Origin of the sequence: Amantichitinum ursilacus, from assembly GCF_001294205.1 — a bacterium.
Classification (GTDB): domain Bacteria; phylum Pseudomonadota; class Gammaproteobacteria; order Burkholderiales; family Chitinibacteraceae; genus Amantichitinum; species Amantichitinum ursilacus.
This window is the reverse complement of the sequence record NZ_LAQT01000031.1, coordinates 39881-64934: the sequence shown is the minus strand read 5'-3', so window position 1 is coordinate 64934 and position 25054 is coordinate 39881. Positions and strand designations below refer to the sequence as shown.

Here is a 25054-nt window from a genome sequence, read left to right as displayed (position 1 = left end):
GGTGGGTCTTGACCCACCCTATGCGTTAGCGGGTTGCCGCGGTGAAGGCAATTTCAACCAGCAGTTCCGGCGAGGCCAGATCGGCGCGCACGCAGGCGCGCGCCGGGGCGCAGCCCTCGGGCAGCCATGCCGCCCACACGTCGTTAAAGCCGACGCGATCGGCCAGATCGGTCAGATAAATCGTCACCATCATCAAGCGCGATTTGTCTGAGCCGATGGCGGCCAGCGTGCGTTCGGCTTGCTGCAGCAGCACGCGCGTTTGGGTTTCGATATCCGAGCCGCGTTCCGGCACTTCAACAAAACACGCAATGCGATTAAAGCTCACGGCGTCGGACCAGAGCGCGGTGGGGTTGTGGCGAATGATGTCGGACATAAAGCAGCCTGTGGATAAGTGAGAGAAGAGGGCCGGAATTTTTGTACAGATCGGGTCGCCATCATGCCACGGACGCAAAAAAGCCGCCCGAAGGCGGCTTTTTTTTATCACTCCAGCCGGACCATCAGGCCTTGGCCAGCGTGGTCTTGTCCTGCTTGTCGATCTGACGCGTGATGTAGTACTGCTGCGTAATCGACAACACGTTGTTGACCACCCAGTACACCACCAGGCCTGCCGGGAAGAAGAAGAAGAACACCGAAAACACCAGCGGCATGATCTTCATCATCTTGGCTTGCATCGGGTCCGGCGGCGGCGGGCTCAGCAGCGTTTGCACGTACATCGAGATCGTCATCAGCACCGGCAGCACGTAGTACGGATCGCGCACCGACAGATCATGAATCCAGAAAATAAACGGTGCCTGGCGCAATTCAACCGCCGCCAGCAGCGCCCAGTACAAGCCCATAAACACCGGAATCTGCACCAGCATCGGCAGGCAGCCACCCAGCGGGTTGACCTTCTCGGTGCGATACAGCTCCATCGTGGCTTGCTGGAACTTGACCTTGTCTTCGCCGTGACGTTGCTTGAGCTGTTCCATGCGCGGGGCCAGCTTGCGCATCTTGGCCATCGAGCGATAGCTGGTTGCGGCCAGCGGATAGAACAGCGCCTTGATCAGCATGGTCAGCAGGATGATCGAGAAGCCCCAGTTGCCGACCACCTTATGGATCTGGTCCAGCACCCAGAAGATGGGCTTGGAGAAGACCGTGAAGATGCCGTAATCCTTGATCAGGTCAAAGCCAGGTGCGACTTTGTCGATGATTGAAGTTTGCTGCGGGCCAGCGAACAGATTAACGCTGATGTCTTTCTTGGCGCCCGGTGCAATGGCCGGCACGTCAACAATCGCATCGGCCGAATACAGGCCGTTGCTGAGACGCTTGAGGTCATAGCGGCAAGGCGCGGCGCCGCACACCGACGGGCCATTGTCCGGCGACATGATCCAGGCGCTGGCAAAGTAATGCTGCACCATCGCCACCCAGCCATCCTTGGCGCTTTGCACGTAGGTGGCTTCGTTTTTGTCCAGCTTGGTAAATTCCACTTTCTGGAACTTGCCTTGCTCGGTGTACACGGCCGGGCCGGTGAAGGTATGCGCACCGCCGAACATGCTCGGGGTGTTGGTCGCGGCTTCGGCCGGTTTGCCATCACGCAGCAGACGGAAATACGCCGACGTGGTCAGCGGCTTGCTGCCGCCGTTGACGATTTCGTAGCTGACGTTGATTTCATAGCTGCCACGGGTAAACGTGTAGATTTTGGCAACCTTGACGCCATCGGCATTGGCCGGCGCTTCGAGGCGCACTGCCAGCGTGTTCTGGCCATCCGCCAACGCATAGGCCGGTTGCGCGGATGTAAACACCGACTTGTGCGTCGGCAGGCCGTTACCCAGCAGACCCGTTTGCGCCACATAGATATGCGCACCGCTGTCTTGCAGCAGCGTAAACGCTTGCTTCGGATCGGCCAGGGCGCCGTGTTTGATCAGTTGCAGCGTACGCAGATCGGCACCATTGGTGTCGATTTCGCCACTGAATACATCGGTGACAAACTTGACGCGCTGGCCCTTGGCCAGTGCTGCGGCATCGGGTGCGGCGCCGTTGGCGGCGACCTGGTTTGCGGCCGGCGCGCTGGCGCTGACAGACTGGGCGGTTTGCGGATAACGTTTTTCCATCCACTTCTGCCAGAAGAAGAGGATGCCGAACGAAATCGCGATGAACAGAATAAGTCTGCGGGTATCCATCGTGTACTCGTATTAGATCAGGGAGCCGGATCAGGGAACCGGGTCGTGGCCATGGCCGCCCCAAGGGTGGCAGCGGGCAAGACGGCGCATTGTAAGCCAGCCGCCTTTCAACGCGCCATATTTGCCCACGGCTTCAATGGCATATTGCGAGCAACTGGGCGCATAACGACATCGCGCACCCAGCAGCGGGCTGAGCGTGTAACGGTAGAGCTGGAGCAGAACGATGATCAGGCGGGACATCGACGGCGGATACGCGCAAAAAGTTCTAATAATTCTGCACGCGCCGCAGCGCCTTCGCGGCGATTAAAACCCTGCCGCGTACGCACGACCAGATCAAGGCCATGCAAGGTGTGGGCGTGTAGCCGGAACGTTTCGCGGATCGTGCGCTTCATGTAATTGCGTGCGACGGCCCGTTTGTCGGTTTTTTTACCGACCACCAACCCCAGACGTGCAGAAACCCCGGTGTTTGGACGAACCAAAACCTGGAAATGCAGATTGGAGACGGTGTTGCGCAAACTAAAAACGGATGAGAACTCATCCGTTTTCAGAATTCGCTGCATCCGCGTAAAGCGGAAACCTGTGGCGCCCGACATGCCGGACGCATCCGCCATAATCAAGCGGACAGGGTCGAGCGGCCCTTGGAGCGGCGTGCGTTCAGCACAGCGCGGCCACCGCGGGTCTTCATGCGAGCGCGAAAGCCGTGGTTGCGCTTGCGACGGATAACGGAAGGCTGGAAAGTACGTTTCATGATGGTGTCTGCCGAAAAAAACAGGAGTAAACCGGCGATTACATAGCTAAGCCACTGAATTGTCAACACCATCAAGCAGATTGCGCCTGTCTGGTCTGTGGATAACTTTGCGCTTTGGGCGTAGAATCCGCCCTTCGTCCCTATCAAGTCCGATCCCTGAGCGTTACCGAAGTTGGCACATACCCCTGTTGCCAGTGCGGGTCTGTGCCAGGAAAACCGTCTACAAACGACCGTTTTCCGGCGCGTTGCGGCGTTGTCGTCGCCCCCGTTTGCGGTAGTTGTAAAGGGCACACCTACAAGAAACGTCATGTCCGCACTGGAAAACTGTTGGCCCCATTGTCTGGCAGAACTGGAAGCACGCCTCGGCGCAGACCAGTTCCGCATCTGGATCAAGCCGCTGGTGGCAGAAGTCGCCGGTGACAGCCTGAACCTGATCGTCCCCAATCAGATTTTTCTGCAGTTCATCCGTGACCGTTATCTGGGTGTGATCGAAGAATCGGCCAGCCCGTTTTTTGCTGATGGCGTGGCGCAGATTTCGCTCAAAGTAGGCAGCAACGTGCGTAAGCCGTCGCCCGTGGCCGCACGCCCCAATGGCACGTTGGCCGCAGCGGCTGGCCCGTCCAATGCGTATGGCGCCAATGTGGGCAACAGCAATAACAACGCGTCGTCCGTGCCCGCGCCCAGCCCGCGCCAACATGCGGCGCCGCCCGCACCGGCCATCCATGTGACGTCGTCGCACCACGAGACCACGCGGCTGAACCCCAGCTTTACTTTCGAGACGCTGGTCACCGGTAAAGCCAACCAGTTGGCGCGCGCGGCGGCACAGCAGGTGTCCGAGAACCCCGGCGTCAGCTACAACCCGCTGTTTGTGTATGGCGGCGTTGGCCTGGGTAAGACTCACTTGATTCAGGCCATTGGCAACGCGGTGCATCAACGCAATCCGTCCGCCAAAATCCGCTATATCCACGCCGAGAAATACGTGGCCGACGTGGTCAAGGCGTATCAACACAAGGCGTTTGATGAATTCAAACGTTATTACCATTCGCTCGATTTATTGCTGATCGACGATATCCAGTTCTTTGTCGGCAAAGACAAAACGCAAGAAGAATTCTTCTATGCCTTCAACGCCTTGGTAGAAGGCCACAAGCAAATCATCATCACGTCGGATCGCTATCCCAAAGAAATCGACGGCCTGCAAGACCGGTTGGTGTCGCGCTTCTCGTGGGGTTTGACGGTGGCCATCGAGCCGCCCGAGCTGGAAATGCGCGTGGCGATTCTGTTGCTGAAGGCCGAGCGCGAGAACTTCAAGCTTGATAGCACCGTGGCGTTTTTTATCGCCAAACATATCCGCAGCAATGTGCGCGAGCTGGAAGGCGCGCTCAAGCGGGTGCTGGCGTATGCGCGCTTTACCAACCAGCCGCTGACGCTGGAAGCGGCCAAAGAAGCGCTGCGCGATATTCTGGCCGCGGGCAATCGCCAGATTACGGTGGAAAACATCCAGAAAACCGTCGCCGACTTTTACAAGATCAAAGTCGCCGATATGCACAGCAAAAAGCGCACGCGCGATATCGCTCGTCCCCGCCAGGTGGCGATGGCGCTGACCAAAGAGCTCACGCCGATGTCTTTGCCGGCGATTGGCGAAGCATTTGGCGGGCGCGACCACACCACCGTGCTGCACGCCTGTCGCACCATCGAATCATTGCGCAGCAGCGATGGCGAGTTGTCGCATCAATACGGTGTGCTGTTGCAGATGCTGCGCAGCTAAGCGCGTAGTGAGTCCTGGGCCGCCTACAGGCCGCAGTCCGGGGAGGTGCTTTAAAGCCCGGAATCCGGTAAAATCGCGTTCTATTTGACTCACTTTTGCGGACCCGTTGCCATGCCCTTGTTGCAAGCTGAACGTGATGCCCTGCTGAAGCCGCTCGCTACCGTTACCGGTATCGTCGAACGCCGCCACACGCTGCCGATCCTTTCCAATGTTCTGATCCGTAAAGAAGGCGAAACGCTCACTTTCACGGGCACCGATCTCGAAATCCAGATCGCTAGCCAGCAATCCGAAGGGTTCTCGGGCGAAGACTTTGCCATTACCGTTTCGGCCAAAAAGCTGTCTGACATCCTGCGTGCGATCCCCGATCGCGCCGTGGTGACGTTTGAAGACAACGAAGGCCGCCTGACGGTTAAAGCCGGCAAGAGCCGTTTTCAGCTGCAAACGCTGCCCGCCGGTGATTTCCCCACGCTGGCCGTCGACACCAATCTGCGTGCCACGCTGCGCATGCCGCAAGGCCAGCTGAAAGCGCTGCTGGGCCGCGTGCAATATGCGATGGCGCATCAAGACATCCGTTATTACCTCAACGGATTGTTCTTTGTGACTGAAGGCAGCCATCTGAAGCTGGTGTCCACCGACGGCCACCGCCTGGCGTTTGCCTCGGCCGAGCTGGAAGGCAACTTCGACAAGAACGAAGTGATTCTGCCGCGCAAGACCATCCTGGAACTGTACAAACTGCTGGCCGAAGTCGACGACGAAGTCGTGATTGAAATCGCCGGCAACCAGGTCAAGTTTGCGTTTGGCAGCATCGTGATCCACAGCAAAGTGGTGGACGGCAAGTTCCCGGATTACCAGCGCGTTATTCCGCAGAACAACGACAAGTTCCTCAAGATCGAGCGCCAGGTGCTGTTGTCCGCGCTGCAACGCGCCGCCATTCTGTCGAACGAAAAATTCCGCGGCGTGCGTCTGGTGCTGACCGATGGCGTGATCAAGATCCTGTGCAACAACAATGAGCAGGAAGAAGCGCAAGAAGAAGTCGAAGTGGCCTACACCGGCGCACCGCTCGATATCGGCTTCAACATCCAGTATCTGCTGGACGTGCTGACCAATCTGCAAGTCGAAACCCTCGACTTTGTGTTCGGCGACGTGACTTCCAGCGTGCTGGTTAACATCCCCGACAACGAAAACTTCAAGTACATCGTGATGCCGATGCGGATCTAACCGCCGCGTCTGAAATCACTGTCAGGCTGGGGCAACCCGGCCTTTCGTCTTTTTTTGCAGTCGTACGTATTGTGAGCAAGTAGCGCTATGAGCGAAAACATCGATCCGCAAACCCCCGATAACAGCAGCGCGGACTACGGCGCCGACAGCATCAAGATCCTGAAAGGGCTTGAAGCCGTGCGCAAACGCCCCGGCATGTATATCGGCGACACCGGCGACGGCACCGGCTTGCACCATATGGTGTTTGAGGTGCTCGATAACGCCATCGACGAAGCGCTGGCCGGCCATTGCGACACCATCCGCGTCATCATCCATGCCGATAACTCGATCAGCGTGGAAGACAACGGCCGTGGTATTCCGACTGCAATCAAAGAAGACGACGAATTCAAACGCTCGGCCGCCGAAATCGTCATGACCGAACTGCACGCCGGCGGCAAGTTTGACCAGAACAGCTACAAGGTATCTGGCGGCCTGCACGGCGTGGGCGTTTCGGTGGTGAACGCGCTGTCTGACTGGCTGAAGCTGACCGTGCGCCGCGACGGCAAAGTGCACACCATGGAATTCCGCCAGGGTGAACGCGTTAAACCGCTGGAAATTGTTGGCGACACCGACAAACGCGGTACCGAAGTGCACTTTTTTGCCTCGGTGGAAACCTTTGGCCTGATCGAATTCCATTATGAAATTCTGGCCAAGCGTATCCGCGAACTGTCGTTCCTGAATAACGGCGTGGGCATTACGCTGATCGACCGTCGCACCGGCAAAGAAGAAAACTTTGCCTACGTCGGCGGCGTGAGCGGCTTTGTCGAATACATGAACCGCACCAAGACCGTCATGCATCCGCACATCTTTCATTCCATTGGCGAACGCGATGGCATGACGGTGGAAGTGGCGATGCAATGGAACGACTCTTATCAAGAATCGGTGCAGTGCTTTACCAATAACATCCCGCAACGCGACGGTGGCACTCACCTGACCGCGCTGCGCATGGCGCTGACCCGCACGCTGAACCAGTACATCGAACAGCACGAAGTGGCCAAGAAAGCCAAGGTGGAAACCACCGGCGACGACATGCGCGAAGGCCTGACCTGCGTGCTGAGCGTAAAACTGCCCGACCCCAAGTTCAGCAGCCAGACCAAAGACAAACTGGTTTCCAGCGAAATCAGCCCCGTGGTGCAAGAAGTACTGGGCCAGGCGCTGAACGACTATCTGCTGGAAAACCCCACCGACGCCAAGATGATCAGCGCCAAGGTGGTCGAAGCCGCCCGCGCCCGGGAAGCCGCCCGCAAAGCGCGCGAATTTACCCGCCGCAAAGGCGTGCTGGACGGCCTGGGCCTGCCCGGCAAACTGGCCGACTGCCAGGAAAAAGATCCGGCCTTGTCCGAAATCTACCTGGTCGAGGGTGATTCCGCCGGCGGCTCCGCCAAACAAGGCCGCGACCGCAAGTTCCAGGCCATCCTGCCGCTGAAAGGCAAGATCCTGAACGTGGAACGCGCACGCTTCGACAAGATGATCTCCAGCCAGGAAGTGGGCACGCTGATCACCGCGCTGGGCTGCGGCATCGGCAAAGACGATTTCAATATCGACAAGCTGCGCTACCACCGCATCATCATCATGACCGATGCCGACGTCGACGGTAGCCACATCCGCACGCTGCTGCTGACGTTCTTCTACCGCCAACTGCCCGAACTGGTGGAACGCGGCTACGTGTACATCGCGCAACCGCCGCTGTACCGCGCCGCGCGCGGCAAGAGCGAAGCCTATTTGAAAGACGACCAGGAACTGAACCAGTACCTGCTGAAGCTGGCCGTCAACAACGCCGCGCTGCAACCGGGCGACAACCGCCCGGAAATCGCCGGCGAACAACTCGAAACGCTGGCACGCCAATATCTGGTGACCGACGCCGTCATCGACCGCTGCGCGCGCTTTATCGACCCGCAAGTGCTGCTGGCCCTGCTGAACAGCGGCCCGATGGACCTGAGCAACCAGGCCGCCACCGAAGACAGCGCCGCCCGCCTGACCGCCGCGCTGAACCACCCGGCCTTTACCATCCTGCCAGTCACGCACGACGACACCGGCAGTCTGCTGAAGATTGAACGCAAACTGCACGGCGTGGTGACCATCCAGTACATCGACGAAGACTTTGTACTGAGCGGCGACTACAACCAGATCAAGAAAACCGGCGAACTACTGGCCGGCCTGCTGGCCGAAGACGCCAAAATGCGCCGCGGCGAAAACACCATCGCCATCAAATCGTTTAAGCAAGGCCTGGACTGGCTGCTGAACGAAGTGCGCCGCAACGTCACCATCCAGCGCTACAAAGGCCTGGGCGAGATGAACCCGGAACAGCTGTGGGAAACCACGATGGACGTGACGGTGCGCCGCTTGCTGAAGGTGAACATTGAGGACGCGATTGCGGCGGATGAGGTGTTTACGACGCTGATGGGCGACCAGGTGGAACCACGTAGACACTTTATTGAGCAGAATGCGCTGGTGGCGAGGAATATTGATGTTTGAGTTGTAGAGCTGCCCAGTAAATGGCGTCTCAGGCGGCATAAAGCGACGTGCGAAAAGGCCCCGCCAAACTGCGGGGCCTTTTGCTTTACGCATTTTTCGAATTATGCACATTAGACACACTTTTTGAGCGTGTAGGAAATTATGAATTCATCGCGAGCAGGAGGTTCTGAAAATAGCGAGGGTATTTGGATAAAAGCTGAGTTATAAGTTCCTCATACTTACCGAGAGGCGATATAAGGAAATCTAGAGCGTAGCCGTTTTCTCTTAGAGCCATAGTTAAATCTTGGGCCAAGACGCGGTCGGAAAAACCCCTTTCAAAGCAAGAAATCGATAGCGGATCTGGCAGTCCGTATTTGAGTGCTTTGTGAAAAAAGAGTATCGGTTTCGCCGTCTCCAAATCCGATGAATTCTCCCCAAACAGCAGCTCGGTAACGGCAGCCAACACAAGGGGACAATCAAAACCAAGTGTTCCTTCGCAAAACTCAATGATATCGTGTTCCGTCACCTGTCTCGTGCCATGTTCGCCCCATGGCTTCGTTGGTCGAACATTTTTGGCCAGCTGGAATATTTTTTTATAAGGTTCTCCAGAAACCCACATCTTGGCAACATCAAAAAAGAATGGACCAGAGTTGGAATTGGAGATTAATTTATTATTACCAAATGAAACAAAAATAGGCCATAAACATTCGAGGAAAGTAGCAGAATCATGGCAATTCAACAATATATCCCAATTAGAATTTAACCATGCCTCGACTTGTAAAATATCCACAATTGGCATAAGCGTTTTGGAAAATAGACGCTGTCGACCGGTGTCTGGCTCTTTATTCTCGATATATTTTGCAACAGCAAAGAAGAGGCCTACTATGCCGACCCTCTCTTCTTCCGAGGCAATGGAATACGCCAATGACCGTGCTGCTAATTCGGCAATATCTCCTTGGAATTCCTCGAAGGAACCGTCCCCACGATTTGCCATCATGTAGCTCTCAAGCGCCGATATGAGATTCCTTCTATGGGACAAGATGCCTAGCAGATTTTTGGTATTAAAATTTTTATTTTTTATGGGTAACCGAGAGATCAGCTGATCTACCCATTCCCTCCACCTATTCCGCTCATATAGGATAACGTCAATCAGCTCTACTGGATTGATAGGGATAAGAAGCCCGCCCCTAATTTTAAGCGGCTGAACAATTGATAGTATCGAGCTTCCCGTTGTATCTTTTGAGTCGGAATTCAAAAGCTCAAGGGCGGTTAAGAAACGCCATCTTTGATATTTTTCATATCTGGACTCATGAACATCCGGATCTGAAAAAATTACAAGACCCTCTGTATGCATTCCTGCACGGCCTGCCCGGCCCATCAGATTTTGAAAGTCGCGGGGTTTAATTTTTTCCCCTGCTTGATAAAGCCCAGAAACAATTAAGTACCTGATAGGTAGATTTACCCCTTGAGCTAAAGTTGACGTACATACCACATACTGTATATAGCCGCGCTGCATTGCATGTTCTACGGACAGGCGTATGCCTTGTGGGGTATTGCCATGATGACTAAAGAAACCTAGGCGGGCTGCTTTATAGATGTCGGAGCCTTCCCCGAAATGTCCCGAAATAAGATGACATAGGCGAGATATTTCTGAGCTGTCCGATGCGCTCGCCGGGGCGTCAAGGGTCAGACCGCGCGAATAAACCTCAACAGCGCGATTAAGGATTTTTTCTGCTGTTTCTGGCCTTCCGCAAAAAATTGCAACTGCCCCATGACCAACGAGACGGATACCCAAGAATAAGCCTATATCAATAGGAGTGGCTTTTTCAGGAAATTGCCTGTCTTTTTTTTCACCCTTTCCGCGCGTCAACCTATGGGGCTCAATAATCTGCTCCAAGCTATAATCGGGGGAGGAGAACCTGTCTCCCTCGTAGAACAACAATTCACCAGCCTCTTCTGCCCATCTTGCAAATGCAATCGAGCGAGATGTAGGCAGTAAACCGTTTCCCCTAACAATTTTCCCACCTTCACCAATAAGCCAATTCAAAATGTCTTCGGCGTTTTCTATTACTGCGGAAATCAAAACAGTTTGTGCTGAAATTGGTAAAATACTGGATATTTCAGTTAACAAGAGCTCATACGTAACACCACGCTTTCCGGTATCAAATTGGTGCCCCTCGTCATAGATGACCAGCCCGACACTGTCCACAATTTTTGGCGACTGGCGCAAGATGTAAAGAAACTTTTCCGGCGTAAGTACCAATATGTTGGAATTAGCGATGCCCTCAACTTCTACTGATTCATCCTGAAGCCAATCCGAAATGTCCTCCATATAATCCATTTGGAACACATCATTAACATCATTAACAGAAATTTGATCGCGCAAAAATGCGGTACGTAAACTATGGGTAATTTCATGGCATAGCGCCTTGAAAGGCGCCACAACTACAACCAGCTTTGTTCTGTTAGCCAAAAGAGCACTACGTATAATGATCTCAATAGAGCGCGTTTTACCCGCACTGGTCGGCATCTGTACGATACCTGAGCTCCCTCTGAATATACCCGCCTGTCCAAGCATCATCTGAGATGGCCAAAGTTCCGTTGGGAACCCACTCTCCCCTATGATTGGGCGCCAAGCATCTATGGCTAAATCTGTGAAATCTTCGAGGTTATTCCACGAGGAATATTGCAGGCGCATATAAGTTATTGCCAAGCAAACATCTATTAGAAAAATTTCCTTAGCAGAACCAAATTGGTAAATATAGCTCTTTAGCTCGTGCAGAGCCTCTAAGGCGTCGCTGCTATTTTCCCCGAAAAAAAAATGCTTCGCGACGCATAATGAGATTTCTTTTAAATATTCGCTGTATTCACCTTCTAGGTAATTGGACACCGAAGCCCAATTGGAAGTCAAAATCCAAAGTAGAAAATTTTCAAGCGGTGAATCAAAAACATGACCACTTAATCTACGAGCCAAGACCAGGCTGCTGCCAGGTCGACTAGCCAAATAATAAGCTGCAGATGCAAGCAACGAAACTTCGTGGCTAATTAATGGATTATAGTTTGAGGCTAAATAAGCATCAAAGAAGCGAGCTGAAAACTGCAACTCACTTAAGTTCTTCTCTTCAAGCCCTTTTCCTTGCTCTAGATTATTACATATCCAGTTGGCACAATCGCCCAGCGTCCCGATTGTTAAAATGAACAGCTCCTCGGGTTTCGTTTCAGCTGGTGCCTTCAATTTTTCCGGGTCTTGAATACCAAGCTCTTGCTTTTTCCCCGTTGAGCGGGTAATCCCATATAGATCTTGGCTGGCTTGACTATGCTTCATTTGCTGCCAACTCATAAAGTGAATGAACGAGCTGCATAAGTTCTGTCCCGCGAATAACTATTAGGGATAAGTTAGCTTGATTTTCGTGCTCACCCGTTTGTGTAGCTTTTTGGATTTCTTCAGGGCAATATGAAATGCCCGACAATAGTGCTACAGCGCCTGATTCTAAGACATAGGGGTGGTCTGTTTTGTTTTGAAAACGAGCCACCTTGGCGACCCCTGCATAGTCTTTCATGTCTTTTAATCTTTGTTTTGTTGCATTTAGCGTATAGCCCATGCGGATGCAATCCTTCGACGAGTCATCTATCGCTGTTTGAAGCCGCGCATTATATTTAGTGCTGCTCAATTGTGCTTTAACTTCGTACACTAATAATCTGTCGATTTCTTGCGTGTGCTCAGCGTTGATCTTAAATGCTAATACATCCGCGCCCTTTACAGATTCATTCGGAGATGATTTGTTTCTATATCTAAAGCGGGGTACCCACATTTGGCAGAAATACTCTAAATAATCAGCAACTAAAATTTCTGCAAAATCTCCAGACCTAATTGACGGGCCTGGCGATTTCTTTGCGTCCGGGAAAACTAGCTCTAAAAGATAGTCACGCCGACTAAGCCCGGTCCCATCCCTCATTACGTCTATTTCATCATCGAGGCAATAGTGCTCTCTAAAGTGTCTTGCCCACTCCGTCAACAAAAGAGGGTCAACAGGCTGCTCGAGACACCATATCTCTATATCTTTTCCATCCGAAGTCTTAAGATTTTCCTGTTGCTTAACCAGTAATGAGCAGTGTTTGGGTATCGACGTCATGAGCGCGCTAACTTATGTTTATGGATACAGCTTTACACTCGAATTGAGTATATGAGAACGGGCTTCCATATGAGCTGAACGGGGTAAGTCCACTGTATCAGATGAGTGCTTCGTATGTCGAAGATGATGGTGATAGGAGACGTATACACGCAGGCGTTATTGGCTTTCCAATCTCGCGGAGGAACCGATAATCTTTAAGCTAGCGGATATGGCGAATTCGCTTCTACGAAGAGATGGCCAAACCGTCGTGGCCACACGCACAATAGTCCATAAGCGCGCCCAGTTTCTTCTCTTCTTAGGTAGTAGCATATCGCAACAGTGCGTGGCGACTGGTTTCCTTCCGGAGGCTTGAAACTGATCAGCGGAGGCAAACAGCGACCATGCTGGCTAAGTATGCGGTGTTAGTTTGGCGCCTTCATTTAGCCCGAGCATATAAAGCTCGGGTCTTCGTAGACTGGATATCGGCTAAGAGGTGGGTTCTGACGTAAGCGAGTCTGCACTAAACCCGAGACGTCGAGTGAGCTACAGCGCGTTCTTATAGCGAGTTCTCATTTTTTTCTTGATTCGTCGTAACTACTTCGATAAAAAATTAGACGTATTCCGATTAAATTTATCGCGTAATTGAATTCGAAAATAAGATAATTGATTACCGTCAAATCTTTGAAGAATTATTTATCTCGGATGATTCTGAAGTGCTAGGATAGCTTCGTTGTTGCGCATCCAGCCATTTTTAATGCGCAAGAACAAATCTCTAAATGATCAATAAAGGAAAAAACGATACAGAAAGTTTAGATCAGAAAAGGCGCGAGCCACCGGTGCAACGAACACCGATGACCCGCTAACCACAATCACTTGACTAGGAAGTAACTATGGCTACCGCAGAGTATAAGTCAGTACCGCACTCGTCTTCAAATTCCCGCATTCTGGGAATTGAACAAAACGAAGATAATCCCGAAATCATCAAACTCGTTTTCGATAAAGCAGATTTAATCCGCGCAGGTTTATTGCCGGATATTCCTATCCTCGCCAGTTTGCTCAATGGCAATGTCGTGCTGTCGCCCTATCCGTATGACACGGCAGATTTCGACGCCGCTACGGGCCGGCCGCTTTAAGCATGATATTGGCGGGCGTGCAGATTACGCGTCCGCCTGAATCCGGGCTCTCAAGCCCGCCTTTTGCACGCTGGCGTTCACCAGGCAGGCGCTCATTTTGGAATCCAATAACAACCGCCGGCAACGGCACGCTATCGCGCAGCCGCAAACCGTGGCAGATGCATCTGGCGCGCAACCCGCCGGCCTTGGTGGCTTTGGGGATTTTGTCGTCTACGTGGATGAAAGTGGTGACCATGGTATGAAAACCCTGGATCCCGACTATCCCGTTTTCGTTTTGGCCCTTTGTGTTTTTCAAAAGCGCCACTATGCAGAGAACGTCGTTTCGGCCCTGCATCGATTTAAATTCCAGCACTTTGGTCATGATGTTGTGGTGTTGCACGACCACGAGATTCGGAAAGAGAAGGGGCAGTTTCGATTTGCCAGCCGGCTGCACAAGGACTGTTTCATCGCCGACCTGACGCAATTTATAGCGGCGAGCGAATTTGTATTGATCTGCTGTGCTGTGGATAAAATCCGCTTACAGTCCGACGGCAGGCTTTTTGATAACCCCTATCACATTGCGCTTGGGGTTTGCCTCGAAGCGCTTTACTGCTATCTGCAAGAGCGACAACAAGAATGCCGTTGTACTCACGTGATCGTAGAATGCCGCGGGAAGAAAGAGGACGCAGAGCTGAAACTCGAATTTCTGCGGATTTGTGCCGGCGAGAACCGGATCGGTAAATCGCTGCCGTTTGAACTTGTCTTTGCCGACAAGCGCATTAACTCCGCAGGTCTCCAGATGGCTGATCTTGTCGCCAGACCCGTCGGAATGAGCGTGATCCGCCCCGATCAAAGCAATCGGGCATTCGCACTTTTGCGCCAGAAACTTTACGCAGGCGCGAAAGGATCCAGCGCCGCAGGATTGACGATCTACCCCTGATAAAAAGCGAAAAGCCCCGGTTTTGCAACCGAGGCTTAGCGCCGACCAGGATCTCCCAGTCCACTTACGACGTAGTGTGCCTTCGTCTGGTCATAAAGGGAAGCCTTTAGCGATTGCGATTGCAATAGCGAAAAGCGCGGCGAACAACGCGCCTTCCGTTTCTTCGATGTATGACCAGCTCGCTGGTGTTCGCCCGGCAGCGTCCAACCGCCAAAACATACAAACGTGTATATAAAACAAATCCAAAATTCTTTGTAGTTATAAAAATAAATTCCTAATCTCCGTGGGTTCTTACACAAACCCCCGGATGGAACATGAAATCACCCCAAGCCCTCACCGCCCTCGCACGCCAGATTCGCGGCGGTTTTCTCGCCCCCGGCCTGGTGCTGGCCGGCGCATTGCTCAGCGGCCATGCGCTCGCGGCGTCGGTGCTCGACACCAGCGACCAGCAAACGCTGGACGCCAAAGCCATCAGCATTAACGCCAGCAACAACTTCTCCGCGCAGCGCGCCGGCGTTGGCACTGCGTACGTGACGGCCTATGGCCTTATCCTTAGCCCGCAGGCCGCCTTGCGCTTGAATCCGGCGCTCAATGAACTGGTGTTCAGCGCGGTGCAGAAGGCGGTTAACAATGATCCGCTTTACCCCAAGGTGTACTGGCTGAATGCGCCGCCGCACAGTGGCTTTGGGCAGCAGGTGCCGGGCGGGCGTTACTCGTTTGATAATCCGGACAATATCTATCGCACCATCCCGATTGACGGTGCGTCCAGCTACGTCATCCACGGGCAGCGCAGCGGCAGCGGGCCCACCGACGTGACGTTTTCGCTGATCAATAACCCGAATTCGCAGCAGACCATTGCCGTGCTGACGGGCAATGATCTGGTGGTGAATGCCGATGGCAGTTACGTCGTCACCGTCGATAACCAACCGGCCAATGGTCGCGTTAACCATATCCAGTCCACCGATCAGGCGGTGCAATTGTTTGTGCGCAACAACCTGGGCAACTGGAATACCGAAACGCCCGATCAGCTGAGCGTAACCCGCGTCGGCACGCCCAGCCGCGCGCCACGGAGCGATGCGGAGATCGCGGATGACGTGCGCACCAATCTCAACGAATCGGCGCTGGATTACGGCGTGGGCGCGCTGGGCATCAAAACGTATATCAATCCGGTGAATACGCTGGCGCAGCCGTCGTCCTCCAGCACCCTGGGCACGCTGACCACGCAGGCCAGCTCTTTCGGCCACTTCAAGCTGGCCAACGACGAGGCGCTGATCGCCACGGTCAACACCGGCGGCGCGGGTTATTTTGTGTTTCCCGTCACCGACCCGTGGAGCGTGACGGTGGACCCGATCAACCACCAGAGCAGCCTTAACAACAAGCAAGCCGTGCCCAACGCGGATGGCACGTTCACCTTCGTGCTGTCGCTGCAAGATCCGGGCGTTTACAACTGGATTGATCCGGTGGGCCTGAAAGAGGGCACGATCATGGCGCGTTGGCAGAACATCCCCGCCACCACGCCCGCCACCGGCGGCCCGGCCATCACCACGCAGGTGGTCAAACTGGCCAACCTGGCGGCGTATCTGCCGCCGGAGACGCAGTTTGTTAATAGCAGCCAACGCGCGCAGCAATTGCAGAACCGGGTTGCGGGCTATGCGCGGCGGGTTGCGGGGCAGTAAGGCGGGGCTGGGTTGGCTTCGGGCTGGGCGGGCCCAAACTCACCAGCAATGAAAAGAGGCCGGGTCAACGACCTGGCCTCTTCGCTGTCGACGCTGCCTGGGTACCCATACGCCAAGACAGGCGCTGAAAACTCCTGCACACCCGATCAAACCCGAAGCTGGTGTCTTGCCTTCATCCGCAGCGCTTCATACAACTGGCCCGGCCCTAGCAGCACCTCCTTGATCTGATCACGGACGCGATCCGAGTTCATCGCTTGGGAGCTCATGCGGTTGTGGGCATCAAGTCCATCCATGATGGCCGTCAACAACCCTTCGTCGAGGTCGGGCGAATTGGTAAGCTGCTCTTTGCTGTTTTTATCGGCTTGCCGGATCAGGGTTTCGTTTTCCAGCAACTTGCCTTTGAGGACGCCGTTGACGTAGACCAACGGATCGTCATTCGTCAAATCGCCCTCGAACACCTCGTTCAGCGCCCGAACAATTTCTTCCAGCCGTGCTTTTTCCTCGTCCTGCACGGACCCGCTGCCGCTCGCAAGGACAGGTTGCAGTTTGGGCGCGTCGCCGTGGTCCAGCGTCAGCGGCTGCTTGCCTTTGTTGCGCAGCGCATGGTGGGTCAGTTGCAGGCGAGACAAGTCCACGCTGTCGCGTTCCCGGCCGAATTCCAGCAACGGAATCAAGCGCTTGTAAAACAGAAAGCGCTTTTCGATATCCGTGTTGCCGTAATCAAAAATCTGCGACAAAAACGCATACAAGCGCACGAAAGCGCCCATATCCCGCTTGAACAAGGTCAGCGCGTCCATGCGGTCTTTCGCCGCTTGTGCAGCGACGGCGTCTTTGTTGATTTCGGCATTTACGCGGGCATCCCGGGCCGCCTTGAAGCGCTTTAACAGACGGTCCGCCACCGATGCAATCGCTTTGATCAGCTCGGCTTGTCCGGCGGTAGCATCCGTTTCCACGCGGGCAACGCGGTCGACTTCGAAATCATCGTAATAACCCGCAGCATCCAGTTTTGCGCGCAGGTCATAGACCAGATGCGGGTCGGTGGTCGCTTCCAGTTCTGCGGTTTCGTAATACGTTTTGAAGGCCGCCAGGATATCGCCCGCATCATTTACAAAGTCGAGAATATAGGTGGTGTCCTTGCCCGGATGCGCGCGGTTCAGGCGCGACAGCGTCTGCACCGCCTGAATGCCGCCCAGCTTTTTATCGACATACATGCCGCACAGCAAAGGCTGATCAAAGCCGGTCTGGAATTTGTCCGCCACCAGCAACAGGTGAAAGCCCGGTTCCGCAAAGGCTTCCCGGATATCGCGACCGTTCAGGCCCGGGTTCAGCGCTTTGCTATGTTCAGTGACGGGGCCGTCCGGATAAGAGTCCGGGTCATCCACTTCGCCCGAGAACGCCACCAGCACGCCCAGCGGATAGTTCTGCGCACGGATGTACGCAGCGGTCGCTTTTTGCCAGCGCACGGCTTCCTTGCGGCTGGACACCACAATCATCGCCTTGGCTTTGCCATCCAGCAGGGGCTGCACGTTTTCCCGGAAATGCTCGACCACCACTTTCACTTTCTGGGCAATGTTGTACGGATGCAGCCGTACCCATTGCATGATGCCTTTCACGGCCTCGCTTTTGGCCACCTGGCGCTCATCCAGCTCCACGCCGTTATGCGCCAATCTGAACGCCAGCGAATAGGTGATGTAGTTCTTCAGCACGTCCAGGATAAAGCCTTCCTCGATGGCCTGGCGCATCGAATACACATGGAACGCCTGCGGCTTGCCATCGGTGTCGTTGCGGCCGAACAGCTCCAGCGTCTTCGATTTCGGCGTGGCAGTGAAAGCCACGTAGGTCAGGCCGGCCTCGCCGCCTGCACGTGCGGCCATCCGGCGAGCCATCATGTCCACCGCATCCTCTTCGTCACCTTCCTGCGACGGGGCCTGCTCGTCGCCCGACAACATTTGCCTGGTCATGGCTGCGGTATCGCCGGTTTGCGAGCTGTGCGCTTCATCCGCAATCACAGCAAAGCGTTTGCCCTTGGTGGCCGCCAGTTTCTCTACCGCCTCAAGCGCAAGCGGAAAGGTTTGAATGGTGCAGACGATAATTTTCTTGTCGTCTTTCAACGCCTGCGCCAGCTGCGCGTTTTTGCTGCCGCGAGCGCCGGTAATGGTCTCGACCACGCCCGTGGTGCGCTCGAAGCTGAAAATCGCTTCCTGCAATTGCGCATCCAGCACGTTGCGGTCCGACACCACCAGCACTGAATCGAATACTTTGCGGTGCGCCGCATCATGCAAATCCGCCAGAAAATGCGCGGACCAGGCAATGGAGTTGGTCTTGCCCGAACCGGCCGAATGCTGGATCAGATAACGTTGCCCCGCGCCGTGGGTCGCCACATCGGCCAGCAGTTTGCGCGTGACGTCCAGCTGGTGATAGCGCGGAAAGATCACGCTGGTCAGTTGCTTTTTCTCGTTTTGGCGGCCAATCAGGTAGCGGCCCAGAATGTCCAGCCAGCTTTCCACCGCCCAGACGTCTTCCCACAGATACGCCGTGGCATAGCCGTCCGGATTGATGGGGTTGCCCGCCGCGCCATGGTTGCCGCGGTTGAAGGGCAAAAATCGTGTTTCGGTGCCAGCCAGCCGGGTGGTCATCATCACTTCAGACTGGCTCACCGCAAAGTGCACCAGCGCGCCACCCATAAAGGACAGCAACGGTTCAGCCACGCCGCCTTTGGGCAGCGGATTGCGGTCCAGCCGGTATTGGTCGACCGCGTCGCCCACGCTCTGGGTGAAGTCCGATTTCAACTCGGCGGTCGCCACCGCGATGCCGTTTACAAACAACACCAGGTCGATGGCGTCGCTACGGTTATTGAGCGAATGACGTACCTGCCGCACCACGCGCAACCGGTTGGCGGCGTAGCGCGCCGCAATCTGTGGATTGAGGCCCAAGGCAGGTTTGAACTGAACCACGTCCAACGGCCGGGGCGCGCCCATCATTTCTATGCCACGGCGCAGCACATCCAGCGTGCCAACCTGGTTAAGCCGCTTGCGCACCCGCTCAGCCAGACACCCCGGCAAATCGGCGCCATGCGTCTTGTTCAGGCCTTGCCAGTACTCGGGCTGGGTTTGCTCCAGCCACGCCACTAAATCGGGCATAAACAATCCGTTCTGCCGGTCGTAGCGGTTGGCGTCGCCTTCGGCATAGAGCCAGCCGTGGGCGGCAAGGTGTTCGCAAATTGCGGACTCGAAATGGTGTTCCTGGTGCAGGTTCTGGCTCATGGTGTTCCTGACTTGTTCTTATTGTGCGGGCCTGATTGCGGCGCTCAGTTTTCGGCGTAGCTGCGTTCAAGCAGTGCCTGGGCCCGTTGCAGGTCTTGGGGGCCCAGAAGACAGAGTTCGACGTTGCCCGTGCCCCAATGGCCCACCTGGCTTATGTCGCGGCTAAAGCCTTCTTGGAACGCGACCGTGGCGGGGTCCAGCTTGAGCGTGACAAGCAAGCGGTTGGGATAGACGAGGACGCAGGCGAAATTCTTCAACCGCCGGAACGCGGTGTAGAGCTTGAGCGACTTCTGCTGCACATCGTCGCCCAGCGACATCAGCAGCGACGCGGTCTGCTCGTACAGCGCACGAATCTCCGGCGTGGCCAGCGTCAGTTGTTCGGCCAGCGACTTGTCCTTGCCCTGCGGCTTGATCGCGTCCGGCTCGGCGGCAGGAAGGTCGGTTGGCGCGGGCTTCGCCGCCGTGGCATCGGCCACGCTTTGCGCGTTGACCAGTTCCAGCAGTAGCAGGTCATCGCCGAACAGCTTGTAGCGGATCAGTTCGATATTGCGCGGTATCTGCTGCACCGCGTGCTGGTCGTAACGCGTGAAATCGGACGCAATGCACAGCAGCCGCGTGCCTTTCCATTCGATGTGCTGGGCAGTCTCTTTGCCAAACTTTTCCATGACGAGCCAGCGGAATTCGGCCTGATGGTCCAGCAGCCAGTCCAGGTAGAACAGCCCCTGGTTGATAACGTTTTCGGTACTGTGGCGTTTGTATTCGACGATAACCGGACAGCCGTTCTCGTCCAGGCCCAGCGAGTCGATCCGGCCTTTATGGGTCTTGCCGGTGGCGTATTCGGTGGCAAGGAAGCGCACGCCGAGCAAGGCTTCCATCTGGCCCTCGATGAAGCCCTGCAAATCACGTTCAAGGGGTACGGCCCGGCCAGCCAGTTCTGTGGCGGTGCCGTTGCTCAGGCGGAAAAGTTGAATATCACTCATACATCGCCCCAGCCATGCCAGGCATCGACCAGCTCACTGGCGCGGGCTTCTTTCACTTCAGCACGGGCGCTGCACCAATCCAGCAGGCTGGCTACCTGTTCTGGTGTGGCGGTCCCGCGCTCCCAGCCAGAAACAAAGCCATCGGTCTCAGCAATGGGGAGTGAGCCACCCAAGCCACCAACACATAAACCCTGTCCCGCAATGCACTTGATGATGGCGTCCCAGTGCTGCTCATAAGCAGTTTCATCGAGCGGGTTATGGAAGGTCAGGTACAGGGTAAAGCCCAGTTCCTGAAACTCGCCGAGACGCAGCTTTTTGCGTTGGCGCCGATTCCAGCGGTTCAGGCGGGTACGAGGGGCGGTCTGGAAGGTTTTCATGGTTGTTCTTCAGTGAAATATCTTCAGGCTGCTGTGCGGACGCCGATTTGGCCGGTGACGGCGGCGGCAATTAATGCGGACCGGCGTTCGTTTAATAATGCGGCCGTTCTCAGGCACTCCGAAACCAGCTGGTCAAGCTTGCCTATTTCTTCATCTACAAATGCCATAATTAATTGTTGCTCAGTTAGTTCAGGGGTCGGAATCAACAAATTACGTAATGCGCCCAAGCCCACAAATGACTGCACGCCACCGGAGCGCTGAAGGTCAAACTGTAAATGTGCAACCTTACTATTGAGAACATGTTGCAGCCATCCTCCAACAAATGCATTGTTGACCTTAAATAGAGCAATATTTTTTATTGCAAATTCGCTGTCGGTATTGACAAGAACAGCGCCACCGATACTTCCAATCATTGGCATAATAATATCCCCTCGCTGTACTATCGAACGCTTTGCAATTTCCCCATAATCAACGGTTGAGATATGTTTTGCATCATCCAAAGAAATCAACCCATCAGAAATGTCCTTAGTTGTGACCAATGGGTATGTATTAAATGAAGGCTCAACAAATTCAGGTGTATCGTGTGTGCCATCGCGCACATCGCATATTCGCTTTAGTGATAACAGAACCCAATGCGCTGGCACCTCCCCCAGCCACGCCACGCCGGAATCCTTCATCGGCGCATCTGGGTTAAGGCCGCGGGTGACAGCGTGGGAGATGGTGGCCTGGCGCTTTTCGGCCAGCAGGGCGATGAGCTTTTCCTGCTCGGCAATCAGCGCATCGATTTTCGCGGTCTCGCTGTCGAGGAAGGCGGCGATGGCAGTTTGCTCGTCGTGTGGCGGAAACGGCAGTTCGACGTTTTCCAACGCATACTGACCCAAGCCGACTCGGGTTAACCCGTTGGCAGCAATTGCGAATCGTGCTTTTGCATATGCGGAGTCAAACAATCTCTTCACGAAACCACCAGCCGTCCCAGACTGAGGGCGAACCATTGACAGGTGATACCCGCAGACCACGCCCGGCAGGTCGTCGGGCACATACGCTGATATCGCGATGTCGTCGGCCGTTTCAGAGTCCTTGGTGATGATGGTGTCACCCGCCCTCAGCGTGAACTTGGCAATTTGCTCCACGGAAGCCGTCGCTTCCATAAACTGCATGTCGCCTGTAATGCGCTCGTTGTAATAGACGTCGGTGTAATTGCAGAGCCGAACCATGAGCTCGTCATCTCGGGAGTGTTTGTCAATGTTGCTGGGAAACACGATGCACGCGTGCTTAAGGCGGAGCACTCTCCAATGAGCCGGCACATCACCAAGCCATTCAACTCCACTGTCCTTGTACTCCGTATGCCTCGCCAAACTCATTCCGCCAACCCCCCAAGCATCTTCACAATGCTGGCCGAAACGGTCTGCAGTTCTTCGTCGATGGTGTGCAGGCTGCGCGGCGGCTCGAACACATAAAAGTGGCGGTTAAAGGGAATCTCGTAGCCGACCTTGCTCTTGGCTTCATCAATCCAGGCATCCGGCGCGTGCGGCTGCACTTCGCGTTTGAAGTAGGCCGCAATGTCGTCGGACAGCGGCACGTTTTCGGTATCGCGCAAAGCGCTGTCGGCCTGCGGCTTGCCTTTCTGTTTGCCCTTGCTACCAAGGATGATCTGGCCATGTTCATCCCGTAACGGGCGTTCAACGGTAATGGTGGTGTAGCCAAAATCCTGATTGCGGAACACGCGCGAAATCGGCACTACCCTGACTTTGCCGCCCTCTGGCGCAATGGGCGCAGATGCGCCACTCAGCATCAAACTGCGGCTGACTTCCTTGCCATGAGCGTCCAGCACGATGGCCTGGTCGGCCTCGGCAAAGTCGCCGAAGAGTCGGGTGATCTCGGCGATATGTTCATCCGACATTTCTTTGCGTTTGCTGCCCAGACTTTTGCGCATCTTTTGCCAGAAGCTGCTGCCATCAATCAGTTGCACCCAGCCCTTGCGGTCTTCCGGTTTTTTGTTGGACAGAATCCAGATATAGGTGCTGATGCCGGTGTTGTAGAACATGTCGGCCGGCAGCCCGATAATGGCTTCGACCAGGTCGTTTTCCAGCACATAACGGCGGATTTCGCTTTCCCCGCTGCCCGCGCCACCGGTAAACAGCGGCGAGCCGTTCAGGACGATGCCAATACGACTGCCGCCATCGACGGCCGGGCGCATCTTGCTGATCAGGTGCAACAGAAACAGCATCGAGCCATCCGACACGCGCGGCAGACCGGGGCCAAAGCGGCCAGCAAACCCTTTGTCGGCGGCCTCTTTGCGCACTTCTTTTTCGACCTTTTTCCATTCCACGCCAAACGGCGGATTGGACAGCATGTAATCGAACTTGCGCGCGCCGTGGCCATCGTCGGACAACGTGTTGCCGACCACGATATTGCCGACGGGCTGCCCCTTGATCAGCATGTCCGCCTTGCAAATGGCGAATGACTCATCGTTCAGTTCCTGGCCGAACAGGGTCAGTCGGGCGTCCGGGTTATGTTGCAGCAGGTATTCGCGCGCCATGGAGAGCATGCCGCCCGTGCCCGCCGTCGGGTCGTAAAGGGTGCGCACCACGGCGTTGCCGGGAGTCAGCACATCGTCGTCTTCAATGAACAGCAAATTCACCATCAAACGGATGACTTCACGCGGGGTGAAATGCTCCCCGGCGGTTTCGTTAGAGTCTTCCGCAAACTTGCGAATCAGCTCTTCAAACGCCAGCCCCATCTGGCCGTTGTCGACGGCATCGGGGTGCAGATCAATATTGGCGAATTTCTTGAGGACCAGATAAAGCAAACCCGCCTTGGCCAGGCGTTCGACCTGGGCATAAAAATCAAAGCGCTCAAAAATATCGCGCGCGGCGGGCGAGAACGCCTGAACGTAGGCGTACAGGTTCTGGCGGATATTGTCCTGGTCACCGAGCAGTCGGGTCAGGTCAAGCGGCGACGTGTTGTAGAACGGGCACTGCGTTTTGGCGGTAAGAAACGAGTCGGGCTTGAGGCCTTGTTGCGTTCTGGCGGCAAACTCCGCCAGCACGGCGGGCTTGGTGCTTTCCAGTACGCAATCCAGACGGCGCAATACCGTAAACGGTAGGATAACTTTGCCAAAATCCGAGCGCTTGTAATCGCCACGCAACAGGTCGGCAATTGACCAGATGAAAGAAGACAGGGCTTGGTGATTCATGAAATAACTCAAATGAGGCATTCAATTCGGCACACGTTGAACGCATCGCAAAAAGATTCAGGAAAATAAGGCCGGGCAATCAATTCTTGTATGCAGCGGCATAGCGGCATTCATAGGGGAACGCAGCTTTTAATCTGCGGCCCAATGTTTTCGGGGTATTCGAACGAAACATTTCTTTGAATGTGGCGGAGCCAATGCGCTGAATTGGAAATTCCAAAATATCCGCTTTTGCTTGGGATTGCGCCCTAGGAATAATCCAGCCAATCAGAAAGTAATATGTACCACTCGGGATTTTGCGATCTGAAACTCTGAAGCGATGCAATTGATTAGACTTTTTATTTCTTCCTGACTTTCAAAAGGAGCCGGCGGCGGGCGCGAAATGGCCCTCTACGGCGATTAGCCAAGCCAGCTTGTGAAGCTGCAGTGTCAAAAACCGAGCGGTATTTTGATTTTTATAGATAACGGTGGGTGGAATTTGAGAATTGACGTCGATCAAGTCAGCAAATGATTTATCCGGATCGGATGTTTCCGAGGTGATAGCATGTTTTTGTTTGGGTATCCGGCGACAGCGGATGTGCAAAACACATTATCGTAATAGCAATAGGGAAATTAAAGACTAATAGAATAAAAACCTGAGAAGACGCGAGCCACCGGCGCTACCAACACCGATGACCCGCTAACCACAATCACTTGATAAGGAAGTAACTATGGCTACCGCAGAGTATAAGTCAGTACCGCACTCGTCTTCAAATTCCCGCATTCTCGGAATTGAGCACACCAAAGATAATCCCGAAATCATCAAACTAATTTTCGATAAAGCCGATTTAATCCGCGCAGGCCTATTGCCGGATATTCCAATCCTCGCCAGCTTGCTTAATGGCAATGTCGTGCTGTCGCCCTATCCCTATGACACGGCCGACTTCGACGCCGCCACGGGCCGACCGCTTTAAGCATGGCGTGGGCGGACGTGCAGCATAGGCGTCCGCCTTTTGACTGTTCCATCAAGCTCCGCAGC

Annotated in this window: 19 protein-coding genes; 7 read left to right on the top strand and 12 right to left on the bottom strand. The window is 54.8% G+C overall.

What is annotated here, in order from left to right; translation table 11 throughout:
• Nucleotides 1-25: 25 nt before the first annotated feature.
• The 5 genes from WG78_RS18230 to rpmH all read right to left on the bottom strand — a co-directional run bounded on the left by WG78_RS18230 (nt 26) and on the right by rpmH (nt 2907).
• Nucleotides 26-373: a RidA family protein gene (locus WG78_RS18230; protein ID WP_053939266.1), complete on the bottom strand. Its 348-nt coding sequence runs from the start codon at nt 371-373 to the stop codon at nt 26-28.
• A gap of 124 nt (nt 374-497) precedes the next feature.
• On the bottom strand, nt 498-2159 hold the full coding sequence (gene yidC / locus WG78_RS18225) for a membrane protein insertase YidC (RefSeq protein ID WP_053939265.1): 1662 nt from the start codon (nt 2157-2159) through the stop codon (nt 498-500).
• Nucleotides 2160-2189: 30 nt separating this feature from the next.
• Nucleotides 2190-2399: a membrane protein insertion efficiency factor YidD gene (gene yidD / locus WG78_RS18220; RefSeq protein ID WP_053939264.1), complete on the bottom strand. Its 210-nt coding sequence runs from the start codon at nt 2397-2399 to the stop codon at nt 2190-2192.
• Nucleotides 2387-2752 (bottom strand): ribonuclease P protein component, encoded by a 366-nt coding sequence (gene rnpA, locus WG78_RS18215; RefSeq protein ID WP_053939283.1) that lies wholly within the window; start codon nt 2750-2752, stop codon nt 2387-2389. Before rnpA ends, yidD begins: the two co-directional genes overlap by 13 nt.
• Nucleotides 2753-2772: 20 nt before the next feature.
• Nucleotides 2773-2907, bottom strand: coding sequence for a 50S ribosomal protein L34 (gene rpmH / locus WG78_RS18210; RefSeq protein ID WP_053939282.1), 135 nt, complete (start codon nt 2905-2907; stop codon nt 2773-2775).
• Between the two features lie 307 nt (nt 2908-3214).
• Here rpmH and dnaA point away from each other — a divergent pair, with 307 nt between their 5' ends.
• From dnaA to gyrB, 3 genes are all read left to right on the top strand, one after another.
• On the top strand, nt 3215-4672 hold the full coding sequence (dnaA, locus tag WG78_RS18205) for a chromosomal replication initiator protein DnaA (RefSeq protein ID WP_053939263.1): 1458 nt from the start codon (nt 3215-3217) through the stop codon (nt 4670-4672).
• 111 nt (nt 4673-4783) lie between these two features.
• Nucleotides 4784-5890 (top strand): DNA polymerase III subunit beta, encoded by a 1107-nt coding sequence (dnaN, locus tag WG78_RS18200; RefSeq protein ID WP_053939262.1) that lies wholly within the window; start codon nt 4784-4786, stop codon nt 5888-5890.
• A gap of 87 nt (nt 5891-5977) precedes the next feature.
• The gene (gene gyrB / locus WG78_RS18195) at nt 5978-8404 is read left to right on the top strand and encodes a DNA topoisomerase (ATP-hydrolyzing) subunit B (protein ID WP_053939261.1); all 2427 of its coding nucleotides are present in this window, start codon (nt 5978-5980) and stop codon (nt 8402-8404) included.
• Between the two features lie 139 nt (nt 8405-8543).
• Here gyrB and WG78_RS18190 read toward each other — a convergent pair whose 3' ends face one another.
• Complete coding sequence (locus WG78_RS18190; RefSeq protein ID WP_053939260.1) at nt 8544-11708, bottom strand: DEAD/DEAH box helicase; 3165 nt, start codon at nt 11706-11708, stop codon at nt 8544-8546.
• Nucleotides 11698-12516: a Hachiman antiphage defense system protein HamA gene (locus WG78_RS18185; RefSeq protein ID WP_053939259.1), complete on the bottom strand. Its 819-nt coding sequence runs from the start codon at nt 12514-12516 to the stop codon at nt 11698-11700. The genes WG78_RS18190 and WG78_RS18185 overlap by 11 nt, the downstream gene beginning before the upstream one ends.
• Before the next feature lie 869 nt (nt 12517-13385).
• Here WG78_RS18185 and WG78_RS22550 point away from each other — a divergent pair.
• The 3 genes from WG78_RS22550 to WG78_RS18170 all read left to right on the top strand — a co-directional run bounded on the left by WG78_RS22550 (nt 13386) and on the right by WG78_RS18170 (nt 16223).
• Nucleotides 13386-13628, top strand: coding sequence for a hypothetical protein (locus WG78_RS22550; RefSeq protein WP_152969286.1), 243 nt, complete (start codon nt 13386-13388; stop codon nt 13626-13628).
• 97 nt (nt 13629-13725) lie between these two features.
• A complete protein-coding gene (locus tag WG78_RS18175; RefSeq protein WP_201782483.1) occupies nt 13726-14547 on the top strand; it encodes a DUF3800 domain-containing protein in 822 nt (273 codons plus the stop codon).
• A 314-nt stretch (nt 14548-14861) separates the two neighbouring features.
• Nucleotides 14862-16223 carry a GPI anchored serine-threonine rich family protein gene (locus WG78_RS18170; RefSeq protein ID WP_201782482.1) on the top strand — a complete coding sequence of 454 codons (1362 nt, stop codon included), beginning with the start codon at nt 14862-14864 and terminating at the stop codon, nt 16221-16223.
• Nucleotides 16224-16369: 146 nt separating this feature from the next.
• Here the strand turns inward: WG78_RS18170 and WG78_RS18165 are convergent, their stop codons facing one another.
• The 5 genes from WG78_RS18165 to WG78_RS18145 form a co-directional block, all read right to left on the bottom strand.
• A complete protein-coding gene (locus WG78_RS18165) occupies nt 16370-19486 on the bottom strand; it encodes a type I restriction endonuclease subunit R (protein ID WP_053939256.1) in 3117 nt (1038 codons plus the stop codon).
• A gap of 44 nt (nt 19487-19530) precedes the next feature.
• Nucleotides 19531-20466: a DUF5655 domain-containing protein gene (locus WG78_RS18160; protein ID WP_053939255.1), complete on the bottom strand. Its 936-nt coding sequence runs from the start codon at nt 20464-20466 to the stop codon at nt 19531-19533.
• Complete coding sequence (locus WG78_RS18155) at nt 20463-20843, bottom strand: YggL family protein (protein WP_053939254.1); 381 nt, start codon at nt 20841-20843, stop codon at nt 20463-20465. The genes WG78_RS18160 and WG78_RS18155 overlap by 4 nt, the downstream gene beginning before the upstream one ends.
• Nucleotides 20844-20866: 23 nt before the next feature.
• Nucleotides 20867-22102, bottom strand: coding sequence for a restriction endonuclease subunit S (locus WG78_RS18150; RefSeq protein ID WP_161805149.1), 1236 nt, complete (start codon nt 22100-22102; stop codon nt 20867-20869).
• Between the two features lie 98 nt (nt 22103-22200).
• Nucleotides 22201-24039, bottom strand: a complete 1839-nt coding sequence (locus tag WG78_RS18145; RefSeq protein ID WP_053939252.1) for a type I restriction-modification system subunit M — start codon at nt 24037-24039, stop codon at nt 22201-22203.
• A gap of 707 nt (nt 24040-24746) precedes the next feature.
• Here WG78_RS18145 and WG78_RS18140 point away from each other — a divergent pair.
• Nucleotides 24747-24989: a hypothetical protein gene (locus tag WG78_RS18140; protein ID WP_053939251.1), complete on the top strand. Its 243-nt coding sequence runs from the start codon at nt 24747-24749 to the stop codon at nt 24987-24989.
• Nucleotides 24990-25054: the final 65 nt, after the last annotated feature.